Source organism: Vreelandella subglaciescola (assembly GCF_900142895.1).
Classification (GTDB): domain Bacteria; phylum Pseudomonadota; class Gammaproteobacteria; order Pseudomonadales; family Halomonadaceae; genus Vreelandella; species Vreelandella subglaciescola.
In genome coordinates this window covers 1,586,169-1,606,180 of the sequence record NZ_LT670847.1, presented here as the reverse complement: position 1 = coordinate 1,606,180, position 20,012 = coordinate 1,586,169, and the positions used below count along the sequence as shown (strand labels likewise).

The window sequence follows — 20,012 nt, the reverse complement described above, 5'->3', positions numbered from 1 at the left end:
ACCGATTTAACTGTAGAGAGTAGCCATGACCACGAGCAAACGCCCTTTGTATATCCCGTACGCCGGTCCCACCCTGCTGGAGATGCCGCTCTTGAACAAGGGCAGCGCGTTTACTCAGGAGGAGCGGCTGGCGTTTAACCTCATCGGCCTGTTGCCGCAGGACGAAGAGACGATCGAAGACCAGTTAAAGCGTGCCTACCGCCAGTATCAGCAATGCGGCACCGACCTTGAGCGGCATATTTACCTGCGCGCCATTCAGGACGATAACGAAACGCTGTATTTCCGTCTGGTCTCGGATCACCTGGAAGAAATGCTGCCGATCATCTACACCCCGACGGTGGGCAAGGCGTGTCAGGAATTTTCCAACATTTACCGCAACCACCGCGGGCTGTTCATCAACTATTCCGACCGCGAGCACATGGATGACATCCTGCGCAGCGCGACCAAGGGCAACGTCCAGGTCATCGTGGTCACCGACGGCGAGCGCATTCTGGGGCTGGGCGATCAGGGCATCGGCGGCATGGGGATCCCCATCGGCAAGCTGGCGCTGTATACCGCTTGCGGCGGCATCAGCCCGGCCTACACGCTGCCGATCACGCTGGACGTGGGCACCAATAATCAGGCGCTGCTCGACGACCCGATGTACATGGGCTGGCGCCACAAGCGCGTGAGTCAGGACGAATACAACGCCTTTGTCGACGAGTTCATCGCCGCCGTGAAGCGTCGCTGGCCCAACGTACTGCTGCAGTTCGAGGATTTCGCCCAGGCCAACGCCGTGCCGCTGCTGGAACGCTACCGCGACGAACTGTGCTGCTTTAACGACGACGTGCAGGGCACCGCCTCAGTGGTGGTGGGTACGCTGATGGCCGCGTGTCAGGCGCGCCAGCAGACGCTGGCCGACCAGCGCGTGGTGTTCGTCGGCGGCGGCTCGGCCGGCTGCGGGATTGCCGAACAAACGGTGGTTGCCATGCAGGCCGAAGGCATTAGCGAAGCCGCCGCCCGGGCGCGGGTCTTCATGGTTGACCGTGAAGGACTGATGACCACCGATCAGGATTGGCACCGGGACTTCCAGCACCGCCTGGCGCACGATGCCTCGCTGGTGGCAGAGTGGGACGGTCAGGGCCTTGAAGAAACCATCGCCCAGGTCAAGCCGACCGTGCTGATCGGCGTGTGCGGCCAGAAAGGGATTTTCACCGAACGCGTGGTGCGCACCATGCATAGCGGCTGCGAGAATCCGGTGATCTTCCCGCTGTCCAACCCGACCTCTCAGGCCGAAGCGGTGCCGGAAGATATCCTCAACTGGACCGACGGTCAGGCGCTTGTTGCCACGGGCAGCCCCTTTGAGCCGGTGGTGTATAACGGCCGTAGCATTCCCATTGCCCAGTGCAACAACGCCTATATTTTCCCCGGTATCGGGCTGGGCGTAGTCGCGGCCAAGGCGTCCCGGGTAACCGACGAGATGCTGATGAGCGCGTCAAGGGCGCTGGCGCGGGAAGCGCCGCTGGTCAAAGACGGCAAGGGAGCGCTGCTGCCGCCACTGTCGCGCATTCGCGAAATCAGTATGGCGATCGCCTTCGAAGTGGCAGCGCAGGCCCAGCATCAGGATGTGGCGCTGAAAACCGACGGCACCAAGCTGCGCGAAATCATCCAGCGCAACTGCTGGGAACCGGAATACCGCGCTTACCGTCGTCGTTCGGTGTAAAGCGCCCGACGCCGGCTATCGATAGCAATTCAGCCATCGTTACCCATAAAAAAACCCCCACGCATGTGGGGGTTTTGGTTTGTGTGCTTTGCGTTTACGCCGCGCCGATCATCTTGCGCAGCACGTAGTGCAGGATGCCGCCGTGGCGGTAATACGACAGCTCGTTTTCGGTGTCGATCCGGCACTTGGCGTCCACGTTTTTCTCACCGTCGGCGGTGTGGATGGTGACCTTCACGGTACCGCCCGGCGTCAGCTCGGCAAGCCCTTCAATCGAGACTTCTTCATCGCCGGTCAGGCCGAGCGACTTGCGATCCTGCCCCTCGGGGAACTGCAGCGGTACCACGCCCATGCCGATCAGGTTGGAGCGGTGAATACGCTCGTAGGACTCCGCCAGCACGGCGCGAACGCCCAGCAGCAGCGTGCCCTTGGCCGCCCAGTCGCGCGAGGAGCCGGTGCCGTATTCCTTACCCGCAATCACTACCAGCGGTGTCCCCTCCTGCTGGTATTTCATCGCCGCGTCGTAAATCGACATCTGCTCGCCGGAGGGCACGTGGCGGGTTTCACCGCCGACCACGCCGTCGAGCATCTCGTTTTGAATGCGCACGTTGGCGAAAGTGCCGCGCATCATCACTTCGTGGTTACCGCGCCGCGAGCCGTAGGAGTTGAAGTCGACCGGCTTGATGCCGTTTTCCTGCAGGTAGCGTCCGGCGGGGCTGTCGGGCTTGATCGCGCCGGCCGGCGAGATGTGGTCGGTGGTCACCGAGTCACCCAGCATGGCCAGCACGCGGGCGTTTTTTACGTCTTCAACGGTATCCGGCTCGCGCTTCATGCCCTCAAAGAAGGGCGGGTGCTGAATGTAGGTAGAGTCGGGCCATTCGTAGACCTGGCTTTGCGGTACGTTGATGGCTTTCCAGGTATCGTCGCCTTCGAACACGGCGGCGTATTCCTTGTGGTACATCTTGGTGTTGACCTGCGCCACGGCATCGGCGATTTCCGCCTGCGACGGCCAAACATCCTTCAGGTACACGGGGTTGCCGTCTTTATCGGTGCCCAGCGGGTCTTCGGCCAGATTTTTTTGCACGTTGCCGGCCAGCGCGTAGGCCACTACCAGCGGCGGTGAAGCGAGCCAGTTGGTTTTGACCAGCGGGTGTACGCGGCCTTCAAAGTTACGGTTGCCCGACAGCACCGAGGCCACGGTCAGGTCGCCGTCGGTAACGGCTTTTTCGATTTCTTCCGGCAGCGGACCGGAGTTGCCGATGCAGGTGGTGCAGCCGTAGCCCACCAGGTTAAAGCCCAGCGCGTCGAGATCTTCGTTCAGGCCGGTGGCCGTCAGGTAGTCGGTAACGACCTTGGAGCCGGGCGCCAGCGAGGTTTTGACCCAGGGCTGGCTCGTCAGGCCTTTTTCCCGCGCTTTGCGCGCCAGCAGGCCGGCGGCCATCATCACGCTGGGGTTGGAGGTGTTGGTGCACGAGGTGATCGCGGCGATAACCACCGCCCCCGGGTCAAGCTTGAACTCCTCGCCCTTGTAGCTGACCGCCGGGCCGTCGGCGTGCTCATAGCTGCGGCTGACGCCCACAGCGGTTTGCCCGCCTTCCGAAAACAGCCGACCCTTTTCTTCCGAGGTCGTCGTCTTGTCGCCATTTTCCATGACCTTGGCAAAGGCCTTGGGCATATCACCGAGCGTGACGCGGTCCTGCGGGCGTTTGGGGCCGGCAAGGCTGGCTTCTACCGTGCCCATGTCCAGGCCCAGCGAATCGCTGAAGATCGGCTCAGCGCCCGGCTCGCGCCATAGCCCCTGCGCCTTGCTGTAGGCCTCGACCAGCGCCACCTGTTCGTCTTCGCGGCCGGTCAGGCGCAGGTAGCGCAAGGTTTCGTCGTCGACCGGGAAAAAGCCGCAGGTGGCGCCGTATTCCGGCGACATATTGGCAATGGTGGCGCGGTCGGCCAGCGGCAAGGTGTCGAGGCCATCGCCGTAGAACTCGACAAATTTGCCCACGACACCTTTGCTGCGCAGCATTTCGGTCACGGTCAGCACCAGGTCGGTGGCGGTGATGCCTTCGCGCAGCTTGCCGGAAAGCTCGAAGCCGACCACTTCAGGAATCAGCATTGATACCGGCTGACCCAGCATCGCGGCTTCGGCTTCGATGCCGCCCACGCCCCAGCCGAGTATCCCCAGGCCGTTGATCATGGTGGTGTGAGAGTCGGTGCCGACCAGCGTATCGGGGTAGGCAAGCGTCTTGCCGTCCTCTTCTTTGGACCATACCGTGCGGCCCAGGTATTCCAGGTTGACCTGGTGGCAGATGCCGGTGCCGGGCGGGACCACGCGGAAGTTATTAAAGGCGTGCTGGCCCCAGCGCAAAAATTCGTAGCGCTCGCGGTTGCGCTTCATTTCGAGTTCGACGTTGTCTTCAAACGCCGTGGCGTTGCCGAATTCGTCGACCATAACCGAGTGGTCGATAACCAGATCCACCGGCGACAGCGGGTTGATGCGTGCGGGATCTTCGCCGAGTTTTTGCACCGCGTCGCGCATCGAGGCCAAATCGACAACGCCGGGCACGCCGGTGAAGTCCTGCATCAGTACCCGCGCCGGACGATAGCCGATTTCGCGGCTGGATTTACCTTCTTTTTGCCAGTCCACCAGCGCCTGAAGGTCAGCACCCTCAACGCTTTCGTCATCGGCGAAGCGCAGCTGGTTTTCGAGTAGAATCTTGAGCGTCTTGGGGAGCCGGTCGATGTTACCCAGCGCGTCGGCGGCTTTGGGCAGGCTGTAATAATGGTACTGCTGGCTGCCAACGTCGAGCGTTTGGCGCGTATCGGGTATCTTGCTCATGCCACTCTCCTCTAATGACTAGACCACGGCTGGCTCGGCCTGGCGGGCGGCAATGCTGCCCGCAGCGGCGACCGTTGTTTTTCTTTAGCAGGTTTCCTTTAGTATGGCCCATCCTAGCCATATTAAGTGGGTGCTGGCGAGGACGGTTTCAAGGATCTTCGCCCAATGGCTAAGGCCGGCACCGGTAATGGCCTTGCGTTGGCGCCGGGTCAGGCACACCCTGCGTTTTAAAATACGCTTGAACACAAAATATTGTTGACGATGAAAGGTGGTTTCATGGAAGCGCGGCACGAACGTTTGATTATTCTCGGCTCCGGCCCGGCCGGCTACACGGCGGCGGTTTACGCAGCGCGTGCCAATCTCAAGCCGCTGTTGATTACCGGCATGCAGGCCGGCGGCCAGCTGACCACCACGACCGATGTGGATAACTGGCCGGGCGACGTAGAGGGTGTCCAGGGCCCGGCGCTGATGGAGCGGATGAAAGCTCACGCCGAGCGCTTTGATACCGAGGTGCTGTTTGATCACATCAACGAGGTGAGCCTGGGCGAGCGCCCGTTCACCCTGACAGGCGATTACGGCGTTTACACCTGCGATGCGCTGATTATTGCCACCGGCGCCAGCGCGCGCTATATCGGCCTGCCCTCCGAGCAGCAGTTCATGGGCCAGGGCGTGTCGGCCTGTGCCACCTGCGACGGCTTTTTCTACCGCAAGCAGGAAGTCGTGGTAGTGGGCGGCGGCAACACGGCCGTTGAAGAAGCGCTGTATCTGTCCAATATCGCCTCGAAGGTGACGCTGGTGCATCGCCGTGATTCGCTGCGTGCCGAAAAGATCCTTCAGGACAAGCTGTTCGAGAAAGCCGCCGAGGGCAAGGTGGTGCTGGAGTGGAACCACACCCTGGAGGAAGTGCTGGGCGACAATACCGGCGTGACCGGCGTTCGGCTCACGTCCACAGAAGACGGCAGCACCAAGGAGCTTGACGCGCCGGGGGTATTTATCGCCATCGGCCACAGCCCCAACACCGGTATGTTCGAGGGCCAGCTGACGATGAACGGCGGCTATATCGAAGTGACCTCGGGCATTACCGGCAATGCCACCGCGACCAGCGTGCCCGGCGTGTTCGCCTCCGGCGACGTCATGGACCACATCTACCGTCAGGCGATCACTTCGGCGGGCAGCGGCTGCATGGCCGCGCTGGACGCCGAACGCTATCTGGACGGGCTGGCCTGAGCCTCAATCAGCTATCCTAACGGCTGACAGGCGTCGGGCGCGTTCTCTACACGGCTGCGGCCTAGCTGGCTGAGAATCACGTCAGTGCCTCGCGCTGTAGCGGGAGCGCAGACGGTAAAAGTGCCGTTGTGCCCGCTGCTGTGGCCAAGCGAGTTGAACTTTACACGCCGCCAGCCACGGCTGTAGGTAATGCGGGCGTCACCGCCGGGCAGCACGCGTAGAATATTGGCCGGCTCAAGTGGTTGTGTGCTGTGTGCGACCACCAGCAGCGTCTGGCTCCAGTCCGTGCCGCAGGCGTTTTCTTCGTTTTCCTCTGTCGCCTGCGGGCACAGGAACACGTCGGTATTACGCGTGATGGCCGAATGGCGAGCCAGTGCCAGCGCGCTTTGCAGCTGGCTGACGGCTACCCGGTGGGCGTTGCGTTCGCCAAAGGCGCGCAGGCTGGGGTAGCCGACACTGGCGAGTATGGCCACCAGCGCCACGACGACCAGCAGCTCAATCAGCGTAACGCCTTGCTGTGTGGACGGTTTCATCGCCTGCCTCCCTGGCGTTGCGCAAAAGGCCGTGCGCGTAGCGTTGACTGCCACGCTTGACCCGGTGCACCGCGCCGCTATGCTGCCAGCCCGGCTGGCGCTCCCTGCATGATGTATCAGGCTGATGTATCACGTTAGGCGCGGTCAGCCGTTTTGGTGTCAGACAAAACGGACAAAGCCTGTGAGTGATTGCTTAATTATTGGCGGTGGCGTGATCGGCATGATGACCGCGCTCCAGCTGGCCGATGCCGGCCAACGAGTGACGCTGGTCGAACGTGGGCGCTGTGGCCACGAAGCTTCCTGGGCGGGCGGTGGTATCGTCTCGCCGCTTTACCCCTGGCGCTATCCCGTGCCGATTTCGCAGCTGTCGCGCTGGTCGGAGGGCGCCTATCCCACCCTTGCGCTGCGCCTGCACGAAGAAACCGGTATCGACCCGGAGTATCGCCAGAAAGGCCTGATTTACCTCAACGTGGATGATGAAGCACGTGCGCTTGGCTGGGCGCGGAGCATGGGCAAACCGCTGGAGCGTATCGACGCCCAGGCGGTAGCCGCCAGAGAACCCCACGCGGCGGCCAGCCAGAACGCGCTGTGGATGCCGACGCTGGGCAGCATTCGTAACCCGCGGCTGGGGCAGGCGCTGCGCGCCCGGCTGGGCGCGATGCCGGGCGTTACGCTGGCGGAAAACACGGCCGTTAGCGGGTTTATACGCACCGGCAACGCCGTGACTGGCGTGGCCACCAGCGCCGGCAACTATACCGCCGGGCGCGTGGTGGTCTGCGGCGGTGCCTGGGCGGCCGCGCTGCTGGCAACGCTTGGGGAAGCGCTGGCGGTGCGGCCGGTAAAAGGGCAGATGATTGCCTACCAGACGCCGCCGGGGCTGGTGGAACGCGTGATTCTCAAGGATGGGCGCTATGTGATTCCCCGGGCTGACGGGCTGCTGCTGGTGGGCTCAACCCTTGAAGAAGCGGGCTTTGATAAAGCCACCGATGCCCAGGCGCGGGCATCGCTTGAAGCCAGCGCGGAAAGCATCGTGCCGGCGCTGGCCGACTATCCGGTGGTGCACCACTGGGCGGGATTGCGCCCGGGCTCGCCCGACGGCACGCCGTTTATCGGCGCGCTGCCGGGGTGGCAGAACCTGTACGTCAACGCCGGGCACTATCGCAACGGCCTGGTACTGGCGCCGGCCTCCACGCATTTGCTGGTGGATGAGCTGTTGGGGCGCACGCCGCTGATTGATCCGCTGCCCTACCGGCTGGAAGGGCGCATGGTGGAGGCGGGTTAGCTGGAGGCGTCGTCCTGCTCGGCGAGAAAGCGGTCGCGGTGCGCGGTACAGCAAAACCATTCGGCGTGGTCGCGCAGCGCTTCGTTTTCGGGTACGTGGACGTCGCACCAGCGGCAGCGCACCATCTGCCCGACTTCGTGGCGGCGCTCGCGGGTCAAGCGCGCTTCACGGTCCATCTGCCACTCGCGGTACATGCGGTAAAGCTTCAGGCCGGCAAAAAACAGCACGCCAAAAATAATCAGCCGAATGATCAAGAGGTTCATCCTTAAGGTCTCCCGGTGTTGTGCCAGCGTGGCCTTTGCCAGGCGGCAGTCCTTGCGGGACAATGACATAAGACGCTGTCCAGGGACAGCGGTGAAAGCGCAAGCCGGCGCCTGTGTCCGGCGCTGCACGCGATAGGCCGCTCGGCTTTTTCGACTTCAGATTTTCAAGAGATTTCAACGCCCATGCAAGACTTAACGCTGGTTATGGCGCAATTTGACCCCCTGGTCGGGGATATCCCGGGTAACGCCGCGCGGGCCATCGAGGCCGTGCGCGAGGCGCGCATTGAGCATGGGGCGGATATCGTGGTCTTCCCCGAGCTGTTTTTATCCGGCTACCCGCCGGAAGATTTGCTGCTGCGCCCGTCCCTTGAGGCGCGCCTGCGCGAAGCCCGCGCCACCATGGCGGAAAAAATCGCCCGCGACGTGCTGGTGATTATCGGCTATCCCGGCGTGCGCGAAGGCCAGCGCTATAACCTGGCCGGCGTGCTGTACAACGGCCAGTGGGAAGCCGAGTACGCCAAGCAGGTGCTGCCCAATCATCAGGTGTTCGACGAGCAGCGCTATTTCGCGCCTGGCACACAAACGCTGGTGTACGAGCACAAGGGCGCCAAGCTCGGGCTGCTGATTTGCGAAGACCTGTGGCATGAAGCGCCGATTGATGCGGCGCGCGCCGCCGGTGCCGAGGTCATCGTGACCCTGAATGCCTCACCGTATCATCAGGACAAACCTGCCGAGCGGCTGCGTCTGCTGGAAACCCGTGCGCTGCAGGCGCAGTGCCCGGTGGTTTACGTTAATGCCATTGGTGGCCAGGACGAACTGGTGTTTGACGGCGGCTCCTGCTGCGTTGACGGCGAAGGTACGCTCAGCGTGCTGGCGCCGTATTGGCAGCCGGGGCTGATGCCGGTGGCGCTGCGCCAGCAAAGCGCCAGCGCCTGGGCGGTGGAGCCCGGCGAGATCGAGCCCGACGTCGAGCCCGAGGAAAGCCTGTATTGCGCGCTGGTGACCGGACTGCGCGACTACGTCAACAAAAACCGCTTTGACGGCGTGGTGCTGGGGCTTTCCGGGGGTATCGATTCGGCGCTGTCGCTGGCCATCGCCGTGGATGCGCTGGGACCGCAGCGGGTTCAGGCGGTGATGATGCCGTATCACTACACCGCGGATATCTCCCGCGAGGATGCCGCTCAGCAGGCCGGAATGCTCGGCGTGCATTACGAGGTGCTGCCCATCGAGCCGATGGTGGACGCGTTCATGGGTACGCTGGCCGGCGTGTTTGCAGGCACCGAGCGCGACACCACCGAGGAAAACCTGCAGGCGCGCTGCCGCGGCGTGCTGCTGATGGCGATTTCCAACAAGAAAGGGCTGATGGTGCTGTCCAGCGGCAATAAAAGCGAAATCGCGGTGGGCTATACCACGCTCTACGGCGATATGGTCGGCGGTTATAACGCCATCAAGGACGTCTACAAGACGTGGATTTATCGTCTGGCACGCTGGCGCAACACCCAGTCACCTGCGGTGCCCGAACGCGTGATCGAACGGCCGCCTTCGGCAGAGCTTGCGCCTGATCAGCAGGATAGCGATTCGCTGCCCGGCTATGACGTGCTGGACGCCATTTTACAGCGCTACATTGAAGGCGACATGAGCGCCGAGGCGATCATTGCCGCGGGCTTTGAGCGCGACGACGTCTATCAGGTTGTCAAGCTGGTGGACCGCTGCGAATACAAGCGCCGCCAGGCACCGGTAGGCGTGCGCGTGACGCCCAAGGGGTTTGGCCGCGACCGGCGCTATCCGCTGGTGAACGGTTGGCAGCCGGGCGAGTAACGGCAAAACGGCGCCGCACGAAGTTGAGCGTGCGGCGCCGTTGCATACCCGGCAGGCTGGCGTACCGGGTGCTTGTTGTTAGTGACTATAGTTAGTGGCGGACAGTTAGTGACTATAGGTGCTTCGGCTTGAAGGCGCCGTTTTTGAGCTGTTTGTGGTCAGGCGCGTTGTCTTTCAGCACCTTGAGCACTTCGCGGGCGCGGTCATCCATGCCCAGCCCCTGATACCCTTCCACCATGGTGGCCATGGCATCGGCAGTGGCGTTGGATTCCGGGTAGTGCTCAAGCACCCAGCGGCCGCGCTTCACCGCTGCCACGTAAGCGCCGCGGCGCAGGTAGTAGTCGGCAGCGTGCAGCTCGTGGCGGGCCAGCAGCTCGCGCAGGTAAACGATGCGCTGGCGAGCATCCGGCGCGTAGTCACTTTGCGGATAGCGCGTCAGCAGGTCGCGGAAGTCGTTGTAGGCATCCTGAGTAGCCCCCAGGTCACGCTTGGAAATATCGATCACGCGCAGGCGCTCAAGGCTGAAACGCCCGGCCTGCCAGGCCGCCAGGCCGCGCAGGTAGTGGGCATAGTCGGCCTGGGGGTGATCGGGGTGCAGGCGAATAAAGCGGCTGGCGGCAGCGCGGGCTTCTTCCCACTTGTTGTTTTCGTAATAGGCGTAAACCAGCTCCAGCTGCGCCTGTTCGGCGTGGTTGCCGAAAGGATAGCGCGTATCCAGCGCTTCCAGCCGTTCAATCGCGGTGTTGTACAGATTGCGGTCGAGCGCGTCGCGGGCGAGCTCGTAGAGTTCGCGTTCGCCGGTGTTGGCGTACTTGCCGTCATCAAATGACGGCGCGGAGTCGTTACTGGCGCAGCCGGCAAGTAGCGTAAGGCTGAGCGCGACGGCGCCAAAACGGGTCGCTGCGGAAAAAACGCGCATGAAGTTCCTCGTGACAATCAAGCCTTGATCACCGAAAAGCGGCGATGGCCGTGGTAGAATGGACGCAGTTGGCACACTATAAAACACCTCGACGCAAAACGCAGGCACCGTCGGGTGTTGCCTGATCGTTTAAGGACTCCCTACTATGACTCGGACCGTTGAAGCCACAATGCGCGTGCCGGCAACGCTTGCCGGCACGCGCCTGGACCAGGCTGCCGCCGAGCTTTTCAGCGACTATTCGCGCGAGCGCCTGAAAACCTGGATCAACCAGGGCGAGCTGACCGTGGACGGCGAGCGGGCCAAACCCAAGGCCAAGCTGGTCGGTGAAGAAACGCTGACGCTGTGCGCTACGCTGGAAGACGAGCAACGCTTTACGCCGCAGGACATTCCGCTGACGGTGGTATTTGAGGACGAGCACCTGCTCATCGTCAACAAGCCCGCCGGTATGGTGGTGCACCCCGCCCCGGGTAACCCTGACGGCACGCTGCTGAATGCGCTGTTGCATCACCATCCGGCGCTGGCCGAAATCCCCCGCGCGGGCATTGTTCACCGGCTGGATAAAGACACCTCGGGGCTGTTGATGGTGGCCAAAACGCTGCCCACGCAGGCCGCGCTGGTTGAACAGCTGCAGGCGCGTACGGTATCGCGCCAGTACGATGCCGTGGTGATCGGCACGCCGGTCGCCGGTGCCACCGTGGACGCGCCCATCGGCCGCCATCCCAAGGATCGCAAGCGCCAGGCGGTGACGGCCGGCGGCAAGCCGGCGGTGACGCATTATCGCGTGGTCGAGCGTTTTCGCACTCACACCCACGTGCGCTGCAAGCTGGAAACCGGGCGTACCCACCAGATTCGCGTGCATATGGCCCACGCCCGCTATCCGTTGATTGGTGATCAGCTGTACGGTGGGCGGCCCAAGCTGCCCCCCGGCGCGGCCGATACGCTCAAGGAAATTCTCCGCGAGTTTCCGCGCCAAGCGCTGCACGCGCGCCGGCTGGGATTTATTCATCCGCACAGCGGGCAGCAAATGATGTTTCGTGCGCCGCTGCCGGATGATTTGATAATGTTGCTCGACTACCTGCGCGAAGACCACGAGACAATGCGATGAGCCGGGAGAGGACGAGATGAGCGATGCGCTGGACCTCCATCCGACGCTGATTGCCCCCGACTGGCCGGCACCGGCAAACGTCAATGCGTTTGTCACCACCCGTGAAACCGGCCCCAGCCAGGGGGCGTTTGCGGCGTTTAACGCCGCCACCCACGTGGGCGATAACGCCGACCACATGGATCTCTGCCGGCGCCTGCTGGGCAAGGAATTGGGCGATGAACGGCCGTTTCTGTGGCTCAACCAGACCCACGGGGCGCGGGTGCAGCAGCATTACCCGCGCCGCACCGCGCTGCAAAGCGAAATCCCCGAGGCTGACGCCGCCGTGGCCGACAGCACCGATTACGCCTGCGTGGTACTGACCGCCGACTGCCTGCCGGTGTTTTTCTGCAACCGTGCCGGCACCCGCGTCGGCGTGGCCCACGCCGGCTGGCGCGGGCTTGCCGGCGGCGTGCTCGAAGCCACGGTGGCCGCGCTCAACACCCCGGCGGATGACATTATCGTGTGGCTGGGGCCGGCCATTTCCAACGCCCAGTTTGAGGTCGGCCCCGAAGTCTTCGATGCCTTTGTCGCCGTGCATCCTCAGGCCGAAGAAGCCTTTGACCACAGCCCCTACCGGCTGGGCCACCACATGGCCGATTTATACCGGCTGGCGCGGCTGCGGCTTTCGCTGCTGGGCATTGACGAGGTCAGCGGCGGCCATTTCTGCACCGCCGGCGAATCGCGCTTTTATTCCTATCGTCGCGACAACGGCCAGACCGGCCGTATGGCCAGCGTTATCTGGCTGGGCTGATCATTCGGCCGACGCCTTTCTTTGCCGTACCTCCCTCTTTGCGACACAGCTCCCTTGAAACTCGTCGTCTCCGGCGCCACTTAATCTGTCAAGCCGATTAACGGTAGCCGGGAGGAATACGATGCGATTCGATAAGTTCACTGCCAAGCTGCAAAACGCCATTGCCGACGCGCAGTCGCTGGCCGTAGGGCAGGGCCACAACCAGATAGCCCCCGTTCACCTGCTGCTGACGCTTTTAGACAGCGCCGATACCGGGCTGAAAGCGCTGGTGGAAAAAGCCGGCGGCAGCGCGACCAAGCTGCGCGATATGTTATCCCAGCAGCTCGATGACCTGCCCAAAGTCAGCCAGTTTGACGGCGACGTGCAGCCCTCCCGCGAGCTGATCAAACTGTTCAATCTGACCGACCGCGAAGCCCAGAAGCGCGGTGACCAGTTCGTCGCCAGCGAGCTGGTGCTGGTGGCCGCCCTTGAAGCCGGCGGCGATACCGGCCGGGCGTTAAAGCAGGCGGGTCTTGAACGCCGAGCGCTGGATACCGCGATTGACGGCGTGCGCGGCGGCGCCAGCGTGGATGACCCCAACGCCGAAGAATCCCGCGAAGCGCTGGACAAATACACCCTGGATCTCACCCAGCGGGCGCTGGACGGCAAGCTCGACCCGGTGATCGGCCGCGATGATGAAATCCGCCGCACGATTCAGGTGCTGCAACGGCGCACCAAGAACAACCCGGTGCTGATCGGCGACCCCGGCGTGGGCAAGACCGCCATCGTCGAAGGGCTCGCCAGCCGCATCGTCAACGGCGAAGTGCCCGAAGGGCTGAAAAACAAGCGCGTGCTGTCGCTGGACCTTGGCGCGCTGCTTGCCGGGGCCAAGTTTCGCGGCGAGTTTGAAGAACGCCTGAAGGCCGTACTCAAGGAGCTGGGCGAAGAAGAAGGGCGGGTGATCCTGTTCGTCGACGAGCTGCACACCATGGTCGGCGCCGGCAAGGCCGAAGGCTCGATGGATGCCGGCAACATGCTCAAACCGGCGCTGGCGCGCGGCGAGCTGCACTGCGTGGGCGCCACGACGCTCGACGAATACCGCAAGTACATTGAAAAGGACGCCGCGCTTGAGCGCCGCTTCCAGAAAGTGCTGGTCGACGAGCCCAGCGAAGAAGACACCGTGGCCATTCTGCGCGGGCTCAAAGAGCGCTACGAAGTCCACCACGGCGTGGATATTACCGACTCGGCGATTATCGCCGCGGCCAAGCTTTCTACCCGCTACATCACCGACCGCAAGCTGCCCGACAAGGCCATCGACCTGATCGACGAAGCCGCGTCGCGCATTCGCATGGAGCTCGACTCCAAGCCCGAGGAAATGGATAAGCTCGACCGCCGCCTGATTCAGCTCAAGATGGAACGCGAAGCGCTGAAAAAGGAAACCGATGCCGCCTCGCAAAAGCGGTTGGAAGCGCTGGTCGATGAAATCTATGCGCTTGAGCGCGAATATGCCGATCTGGATGAAATCTGGAAGGCAGAAAAAGCCAGCATTCAAGGCGCGGCGCAGTTCAAGGCCGAGCTCGAGCAAGCGCGGCTGGATATGGAGCAGGCGCGGCGTCAGGGCGACCTGGCGCGGATGTCGGAAATCCAGTACGGCACCCTTCCCGCGCTGGAGAAAAAGATAGCCGAAAGCAACGAAAGCGAAGAGGCCGACACCTCGACCCACCAGCTGTTGCGCTCGAATGTCACCGAGGAAGAAATCGCCGAGGTGGTGTCGCGCTGGACGGGCATCCCGGTCGCCAAAATGCTCGAAGGCGAGCGCGATAAGCTGCTGCGCATGGAAGAGGCGCTGCATGAGCGCGTGATTGGCCAGGAAGAGGCCGTGCACGCGGTGTCCAACGCCGTGCGCCGCTCCCGCGCGGGGCTTGCCGACCCGCACCGCCCCAACGGGTCATTTCTATTCCTCGGCCCCACCGGGGTCGGCAAGACCGAGCTGTGCAAGTCGCTGGCGCATTTCCTCTTCGACACCCAGGAGGCCATGGTGCGCGTGGATATGTCGGAGTTCATGGAGAAACACTCCGTGGCGCGGCTGATCGGCGCGCCACCGGGGTACGTGGGCTATGAAGAGGGCGGCTACCTGACCGAAGCCGTGCGCCGCAAACCGTATTCGGTACTGCTGCTCGACGAAGTCGAAAAAGCCCACCCCGACGTGTTCAACATCCTGCTGCAGGTGCTCGAAGACGGCCGTTTGACCGACGGCCAGGGGCGCACGGTGGACTTTCGCAACACCGTGATCGTGATGACCTCGAACCTCGGCTCGGACATCATCCAGCGCATGGGCGGCGAGGAAACCGAGTACGACGCCATGCGCAGCGCGGTGATGGAGGTGGTGGGCAGCCACTTCCGCCCCGAGCTGATCAACCGCATCGACGAAGTGGTGGTCTTTCATGCGCTGGGTCAGGCGCAGATTCAGTCGATTGCCGGTATTCAGCTGGAACACCTGAGGGCGCGTCTGGCCGAGCACGATCTGGGGCTTGAGGTCAGCGAGGAGGCCATGGCCCAGCTGGCGGTGGTTGGCTTTGATCCGGTGTTTGGCGCCCGGCCGCTGAAGCGGGCGATCCAGAGCCGGATTGAAAACCCGCTGGCCCAAGACCTGCTGGCCGGCAAATTTGTTCCCGGCAGCACTATTCGCGTCGCTGCCAATGAGGGTCAGCTGACGTTTACCTCGTCGTGAAAAACGGGTTGAGATGATCCCGGGGAAAACCCTGCCGGCAGCGCCGGCAGGGTTTTTTGTGCCCGTTTTTCGTTCGTTGCGGGCCCAGCGGTTGACAAGCCAGGGAGGCTAATGGAGTCTTGAAGGTTCCTGATTTGCGGGCGCGGAACCCACGGGCAACCCCCTATTCCCGCGCGAAGGGTAGGCGTCAAGATGCCTTTACCCGCCGAAGGACTTCCGGATCTGGGCTAACCGCCCGGTCTGGCCAACGCCCCGACGCGGCGACCCGCCGTGAGAGAGTGCAGACCCCAACCGGGTCTAATGCCAGGGTTTGGCATCAGGTGCCGGCGTATCCGGCAGCGGCACACCGCCGCACTCGATATGACAGGCATACGGCCTGCCAACAGCACTCGAGACCTCCAGGGGAGAAACACTGTGGAATTGCTTTCCGGCGCAGACATGATTGCCCGCTTCTTGCAAGATGAGGGCGTTGAATACATTTATGGTTACCCCGGCGGGGCGGCGCTGCATATTTATGACGCGCTGTTCCGTCAGGACAAGGTCAAGCACATTCTGGTGCGGCACGAACAGGCGGCTACCCACGCGGCCGACGGCTACGCGCGCGCCTCGGGCAAGCCCGGCACGGTGCTGGTGACCTCGGGCCCCGGCGCAACCAACGCCGTGACCGGCATCGCTACCGCCTACATGGACTCGATCCCCATGGTGGTGCTGTGCGGTCAGGTAGCCAGCCACCTGATTGGCGAAGATGCCTTTCAGGAAACCGACATCGTTGGCGTGACCCGCCCGATCGTCAAGCACAGCTTTGCGATCCGGCATCCGTCCGAGATTCCGGGCGTGCTGAAAAAGGCCTACTATCTGGCGTCCACAGGGCGTCCGGGGCCGGTGGTTGTGGATATCCCCAAGGATATGACCGCGCCCACCGAGCGCTACGAGTACGTCTACCCCAAAAAGGTCAAGATGCGCTCGTACAACCCGGTCACGCGTGGCCACACCGGTCAGATCAAAAAAGCCGTGGAATTGATGCTCAAGGCCAAGCGGCCGGTGTTTTATACCGGCGGCGGCGTGGTGCTGGATAAAGCCAGCGACGGGCTGACGGATCTGGTGCAAACGCTCGGCTACCCGATCACTACCACGCTGATGGGCATTGGGTCTTATCCGCAGAGCGATAAGCAGTGCCTGGGCTGGCTGGGCATGCACGGTTCCTATGAGTCGAACATGGCGATGCACCACGCTGATTTGATCATTGCCATCGGCGCGCGCTTTGACGACCGCGTGACCAACAACGTCTCGAAGTTCTGTCCCACGGCCAAGATCATTCACGTCGACATTGACCCCAGCTCGGTGTCCAAGACCATACGCGCCGACGTGCCGATTGTCGGGCCGGCTTCAAGCGTCATCAACGAGATGATCAGCCTGGTGCAAGGTAAGGAAAGCGCCAATCCGGATGCCCTTGCCGACTGGTGGCAGCAGGTCGAAGGCTGGCGCGCCGCGCGTGGCGGCAAGCTGTACGAGCCCTCTCAGCCGGGCGAGGTGTTAAAGCCTCAGGAAGTCATCGAAGCGCTGTGCGAAGCGACCCGCGGTGAGGCCTACGTAACCACCGACGTCGGCCAGCACCAGATGTTTGCCGCCCAGTATTACAAGTTCGACAAGCCCAACCGCTTCGTTACTTCCGGCGGGCTTGGCACCATGGGCTTCGGCTTTCCGGCGGCCATGGGCATCAAGCTGAACTACCCGGATGACGACGTGATATGCGTGACCGGGGAAGGCAGCTTCCAGATGATGATGCAGGAGTTTTCCACCTGTAAGCAGTTTGGCATCGGGGTCAAGATCATCAACCTCAACAATGCCTCGCTGGGCATGGTGCGCCAGTGGCAGGATTTGAACTACAAATCGCGCCACGCGCAGTCGTATGTGGAGTCGATGCCCGACTTTCACCTGCTGACCCAGGCCTACGGCTTTACCGCGATTACGGTAAACACCCTGGCGGAGCTGGCGCCGGCGCTTGAACGCGTATTTGCCGACAAGAACGAGCTGGTGTTTCTGGATGTGAAAGTTGATCCCTTTGAACACGTCTACCCGATGCAGGTGCCGTTAGGCTCCATGCGCGACATGCTGCTGTCTAAAACGGAGCGTACCTAATGCGTCATATCATCTCGATTCTGATGGAGAACGAACCGGGTGCCCTGTCGCGTGTGGTCGGTCTGTTTTCGCAGCGCAACTTCAACATTGAAACGCTGAACGTCGCGCCCACCGAGGACGAATCGCTGTCGCGGCTCACGGTTACCACCGTGGGCGATGACCGCGTGGTCGAGCAGATCACCAAGCACCTGAACAAGCTCATCGACGTGGTCAAGCTGGTTGACCTGACCGAGGGCAACCACATTGAGCGCGAGCTGATGCTGGTCAAGGTGCGGGCGCAGGGTGCTGCGCGCGACGAGGTCAAGCGCACCGCCGACATCTTCCGCGCGCAGGTGGTTGATGTCACACCGAGCCTGTACACCGTGCAGATCACCGGCGATGCCACCAAGCTGGACGCCTTTTTGCAGGCCATGGCACCGGTGGGCATTCTCGAAGTCGCCCGCACCGGCGTCTCGGGCATTGCCCGGGGCGACAAGGTGCTGACGCTGTAACGTACGCACCGCGCAACACCCAAAAGGCCGCTTTTAAGCGGCCTTTTTTGTTGTAGCGTATTGGTAGGAGTACCCAAAAAACGCGCATAAAGGCGGCTATGCCGCGCGATTGCTCTCCTGCACCGCCGCTGCGCGACGGATCGCCCGGTGAACCGGCCTCTTACGCAATTCCGTGTGGCTCCTCTGTCCGTAGGAGGGCGGCTATGCCGCGCGACCGCATCCCCACCAAACCCGGCAGGCCTTTGGCCTGCATCGCCCGGTGAACCGGCCTCTTACGCAATTCCGTGTGGCGCTTCGGTCCGTAGGAGGGCGGCTATGCCGCGCGACCGCATCCCCACCAAACCCGGCAGGCCTTTGGCCTGCATCGCCCGGTGAACCGGCCTCCTACAAAACCTGGATATTGCTATGTTTGGTTGTAGGAGGGCGGCTCCGCCGCGCGACGGCATCCCCACCGAGCTGGCTCACTGGTTTGCTTCAATGCGGCGGGTGCTGGCTGGCCTTGAGCATTTCCCGGGCGTGGGCCAGCGTCTGGTCGGAGAGGTTGACCCCGCCGAGCATGCGCGCCAGCTCGCTGATGCGTCCGCCTTCGTCGAGCAGCGCCATCTGTGTGCGCGTGGTGTTGCGCCGGGCACTCTTTTCGATATGCAGGTGCGCGTGCGCCTGCGCCGCCACCTGAGGCAGATGGGTCACGGTCATCACCTGGCCGTTTGCCCCCAGCCGGCGCAGCAGCTGGCCGACAATTTCCGCCGTGGCGCCGGACACGCCCACGTCCACTTCGTCGAATATCAGGCTGGGAATGGTGGAGTGGTTGGCCGCGACCACCTGAATGGCGAGGCTGATCCGTGACAGCTCGCCGCCCGAGGCCACTTTGGCCAGCGGCCGTGCGGGCTGGCCGGGGTTGGCGCTGATGAAAAATTGCACGCGCTCAAGGCCTTCGGCGGCGGGCGTGGCGCGCGGCTCAAGCACGACCTCGAAGCGCGCCTTGTCCATGGCCAGAAACGCCAGCTGCTGCTGCACTTCTTCGCCCAGCCCCACGGCGGCTTTGCACCGTGCTTCGCCCAGCGCTTTGGCCGCGTGGCGGTAGCGTTCGCGCAGGGCCGCGACGTCGGCGCTCAGGGTATCAAGGTCGCCGCCGCTGGCGTTGAGCTGATCAAGCTCGGCGCTCAGGCGTGCATGTAGCGCGGGCAGCTCATCGGGCGAGATGTGATGCTTGCGCGCAATGCGGTGGGCGTCGCCCAGGCGTGTTTCAACAAAGGCCAGCCGCTCGGGATCAAGTTCGGTGTTGGCGGCCAGATGATTGAGCTCGCTGGCGGCTTCTTCCAGCTGAATGCGCGCGTCGGCGAGTATCGTCAAGGTGTTGGCCAGCGCGCCCTTGTCGCTGCCGGGTAGTTCGCTGAGCCGGCCGTGCGCCTGGTGCAACAGCCCCAGGGCACCACCGTTATCGCCTTCACAGCAGTCAGCGGCAAATTGGGTGTCGCGCAGAATGTCGTCGGCGTGAGCCAGCGTTTGCTGTTCGTCTTCAAGGCTGGGTAGCTCGTCGTCGCCCAGCGCGAGCTGGTCCAGCTCTTCCACCTGATAATGTAACAGCTGGCGTTTGGCCTCGGCCTCGTCACCCTGATCGCGTATTTTTTGCAGTTGCCGGCGCGTGCTCTGCCAGTCGCGGAATATTGCCGCGACGCCATCAACGTCGGTATTCAGGCCGGCGTAGTCGTCCAGCAGCGCAAGGTGGGTTTCCTCGCGCAGCAGCGCCTGATGCGCGTGCTGGCCGTGAATCTGGATGAGCCGCTCGCCCAGCGCTTTCAAGTCGCTGATCGCGGCCGGCTGGCCGTTGATCCATGCCTTGGAACGCCCGCCGGCGCTGACCACGCGGCGCAGCAGGCACTCATCCACGGGCAGGTCGCGCTCGGCCAGCCACGCTTGCGCAGCGGGCAGGTGGGTGATGTCAAAGCGGGCGGAAAGATCAGCGCGCTCTCGGCCGTGGCGCACGCTGCCGGCGTCGGCGCGTTGGCCAAGGCACAGTCCCAGGGCCCCCAGCAGGATGGATTTACCCGCACCGGTTTCCCCGGTAATCGCGGTCATGCCGCCTTTGATATCAAGTTCCAGGCGGTCGACGATGGCGAAATCCTGGATCGCGAGCTGGGTCAGCATAGAGCCTCCTGGGCGTGGCCGGAGCAACGAGCGTTGGGGGGTTGGCTGGATAGGT

General features: G+C 63.0%; 14 protein-coding genes. 9 read left to right on the top strand and 5 right to left on the bottom strand.

Translation table 11 applies throughout. The features are described from left to right. Nucleotides 1–25: 25 nt before the first annotated feature. Nucleotides 26–1,702 carry an NAD-dependent malic enzyme gene (locus B5495_RS07420; RefSeq protein ID WP_079552601.1) on the top strand — a complete coding sequence of 559 codons (1,677 nt, stop codon included), beginning with the start codon at nt 26–28 and terminating at the stop codon, nt 1,700–1,702. Nucleotides 1,703–1,796: 94 nt separating this feature from the next. Here B5495_RS07420 and acnA read toward each other — a convergent pair whose 3' ends face one another. Continuing rightward, nucleotides 1,797–4,532, bottom strand: coding sequence for an aconitate hydratase AcnA (gene acnA, locus B5495_RS07415; protein ID WP_079552599.1), 2,736 nt, complete (start codon nt 4,530–4,532; stop codon nt 1,797–1,799). A gap of 276 nt (nt 4,533–4,808) precedes the next feature. On the opposite strand from acnA, the gene trxB reads away from it, so the two are divergent. Then, nucleotides 4,809–5,759: a thioredoxin-disulfide reductase gene (gene trxB / locus B5495_RS07410; protein WP_079552597.1), complete on the top strand. Its 951-nt coding sequence runs from the start codon at nt 4,809–4,811 to the stop codon at nt 5,757–5,759. Nucleotides 5,760–5,770: 11 nt separating this feature from the next. Here trxB and B5495_RS07405 read toward each other — a convergent pair whose 3' ends face one another. After that, a complete protein-coding gene (locus B5495_RS07405) occupies nt 5,771–6,292 on the bottom strand; it encodes a GspH/FimT family pseudopilin (RefSeq protein ID WP_079554964.1) in 522 nt (173 codons plus the stop codon). Nucleotides 6,293–6,473: 181 nt separating this feature from the next. On the opposite strand from B5495_RS07405, the gene thiO reads away from it, so the two are divergent. Further along, the gene (gene thiO / locus B5495_RS07400; protein ID WP_079552595.1) at nt 6,474–7,574 is read left to right on the top strand and encodes a glycine oxidase ThiO; all 1,101 of its coding nucleotides are present in this window, start codon (nt 6,474–6,476) and stop codon (nt 7,572–7,574) included. Here thiO and B5495_RS07395 read toward each other — a convergent pair. Beyond that, on the bottom strand, nt 7,571–7,837 hold the full coding sequence (locus B5495_RS07395) for a PP0621 family protein (RefSeq protein ID WP_079552593.1): 267 nt from the start codon (nt 7,835–7,837) through the stop codon (nt 7,571–7,573). The two genes, thiO and B5495_RS07395, sit on opposite strands and share 4 nt — an antisense overlap. Before the next feature lie 183 nt (nt 7,838–8,020). On the opposite strand from B5495_RS07395, the gene B5495_RS07390 reads away from it, so the two are divergent. Continuing rightward, nucleotides 8,021–9,655, top strand: coding sequence for an NAD+ synthase (locus B5495_RS07390; protein ID WP_079552592.1), 1,635 nt, complete (start codon nt 8,021–8,023; stop codon nt 9,653–9,655). A gap of 112 nt (nt 9,656–9,767) precedes the next feature. Here B5495_RS07390 and B5495_RS07385 read toward each other — a convergent pair whose 3' ends face one another. Then, nucleotides 9,768–10,574: an outer membrane protein assembly factor BamD gene (locus tag B5495_RS07385; RefSeq protein WP_079552590.1), complete on the bottom strand. Its 807-nt coding sequence runs from the start codon at nt 10,572–10,574 to the stop codon at nt 9,768–9,770. Nucleotides 10,575–10,719: 145 nt separating this feature from the next. On the opposite strand from B5495_RS07385, the gene rluD reads away from it, so the two are divergent. From rluD to ilvN, 5 genes are all read left to right on the top strand, one after another. Beyond that, entirely contained in the window at nt 10,720–11,679 is a 960-nt protein-coding gene (gene rluD / locus B5495_RS07380) for a 23S rRNA pseudouridine(1911/1915/1917) synthase RluD (protein ID WP_079552588.1), read from the top strand. A 16-nt stretch (nt 11,680–11,695) separates the two neighbouring features. Further along, nucleotides 11,696–12,469 carry a peptidoglycan editing factor PgeF gene (gene pgeF, locus B5495_RS07375; RefSeq protein WP_079552587.1) on the top strand — a complete coding sequence of 258 codons (774 nt, stop codon included), beginning with the start codon at nt 11,696–11,698 and terminating at the stop codon, nt 12,467–12,469. 121 nt (nt 12,470–12,590) lie between these two features. Further along, nucleotides 12,591–15,179: an ATP-dependent chaperone ClpB gene (clpB, locus tag B5495_RS07370; protein WP_079552585.1), complete on the top strand. Its 2,589-nt coding sequence runs from the start codon at nt 12,591–12,593 to the stop codon at nt 15,177–15,179. Nucleotides 15,180–15,593: 414 nt separating this feature from the next. Beyond that, nucleotides 15,594–17,318 (top strand): acetolactate synthase 3 large subunit, encoded by a 1,725-nt coding sequence (locus B5495_RS07365; RefSeq protein WP_079552583.1) that lies wholly within the window; start codon nt 15,594–15,596, stop codon nt 17,316–17,318. Then, the gene (gene ilvN / locus B5495_RS07360; RefSeq protein ID WP_079552581.1) at nt 17,318–17,809 is read left to right on the top strand and encodes an acetolactate synthase small subunit; all 492 of its coding nucleotides are present in this window, start codon (nt 17,318–17,320) and stop codon (nt 17,807–17,809) included. The genes B5495_RS07365 and ilvN overlap by 1 nt, the downstream gene beginning before the upstream one ends. A gap of 474 nt (nt 17,810–18,283) precedes the next feature. On the opposite strand, the gene recN is transcribed toward ilvN, so the two are convergent. Further along, nucleotides 18,284–19,957: a DNA repair protein RecN gene (gene recN / locus B5495_RS07355; RefSeq protein ID WP_079552579.1), complete on the bottom strand. Its 1,674-nt coding sequence runs from the start codon at nt 19,955–19,957 to the stop codon at nt 18,284–18,286. Between the last annotated feature and the right edge of the window lie 55 nt (nt 19,958–20,012).

What these genes read in the sequence shown, in the direction of transcription:
- acnA (WP_079552599.1), bottom strand. Translation starts at nt 4,532, where the DNA reads ATGAGCAAGATACCCGATACGCGCCAAACGCTCGACGTTGGCAGCCAG.
- B5495_RS07390 (WP_079552592.1), top strand. Translation starts at nt 8,021, where the DNA reads ATGCAAGACTTAACGCTGGTTATGGCGCAATTTGACCCCCTGGTCGGG.
- trxB (WP_079552597.1), top strand. Translation starts at nt 4,809, where the DNA reads ATGGAAGCGCGGCACGAACGTTTGATTATTCTCGGCTCCGGCCCGGCC.
- ilvN (WP_079552581.1), top strand. Translation starts at nt 17,318, where the DNA reads ATGCGTCATATCATCTCGATTCTGATGGAGAACGAACCGGGTGCCCTG.
- recN (WP_079552579.1), bottom strand. Translation starts at nt 19,957, where the DNA reads ATGCTGACCCAGCTCGCGATCCAGGATTTCGCCATCGTCGACCGCCTG.
- B5495_RS07385 (WP_079552590.1), bottom strand. Translation starts at nt 10,574, where the DNA reads ATGCGCGTTTTTTCCGCAGCGACCCGTTTTGGCGCCGTCGCGCTCAGC.
- B5495_RS07420 (WP_079552601.1), top strand. Translation starts at nt 26, where the DNA reads ATGACCACGAGCAAACGCCCTTTGTATATCCCGTACGCCGGTCCCACC.
- pgeF (WP_079552587.1), top strand. Translation starts at nt 11,696, where the DNA reads ATGAGCGATGCGCTGGACCTCCATCCGACGCTGATTGCCCCCGACTGG.
- B5495_RS07395 (WP_079552593.1), bottom strand. Translation starts at nt 7,837, where the DNA reads ATGAACCTCTTGATCATTCGGCTGATTATTTTTGGCGTGCTGTTTTTT.
- clpB (WP_079552585.1), top strand. Translation starts at nt 12,591, where the DNA reads ATGCGATTCGATAAGTTCACTGCCAAGCTGCAAAACGCCATTGCCGAC.
- rluD (WP_079552588.1), top strand. Translation starts at nt 10,720, where the DNA reads ATGACTCGGACCGTTGAAGCCACAATGCGCGTGCCGGCAACGCTTGCC.
- B5495_RS07405 (WP_079554964.1), bottom strand. Translation starts at nt 6,292, where the DNA reads ATGAAACCGTCCACACAGCAAGGCGTTACGCTGATTGAGCTGCTGGTC.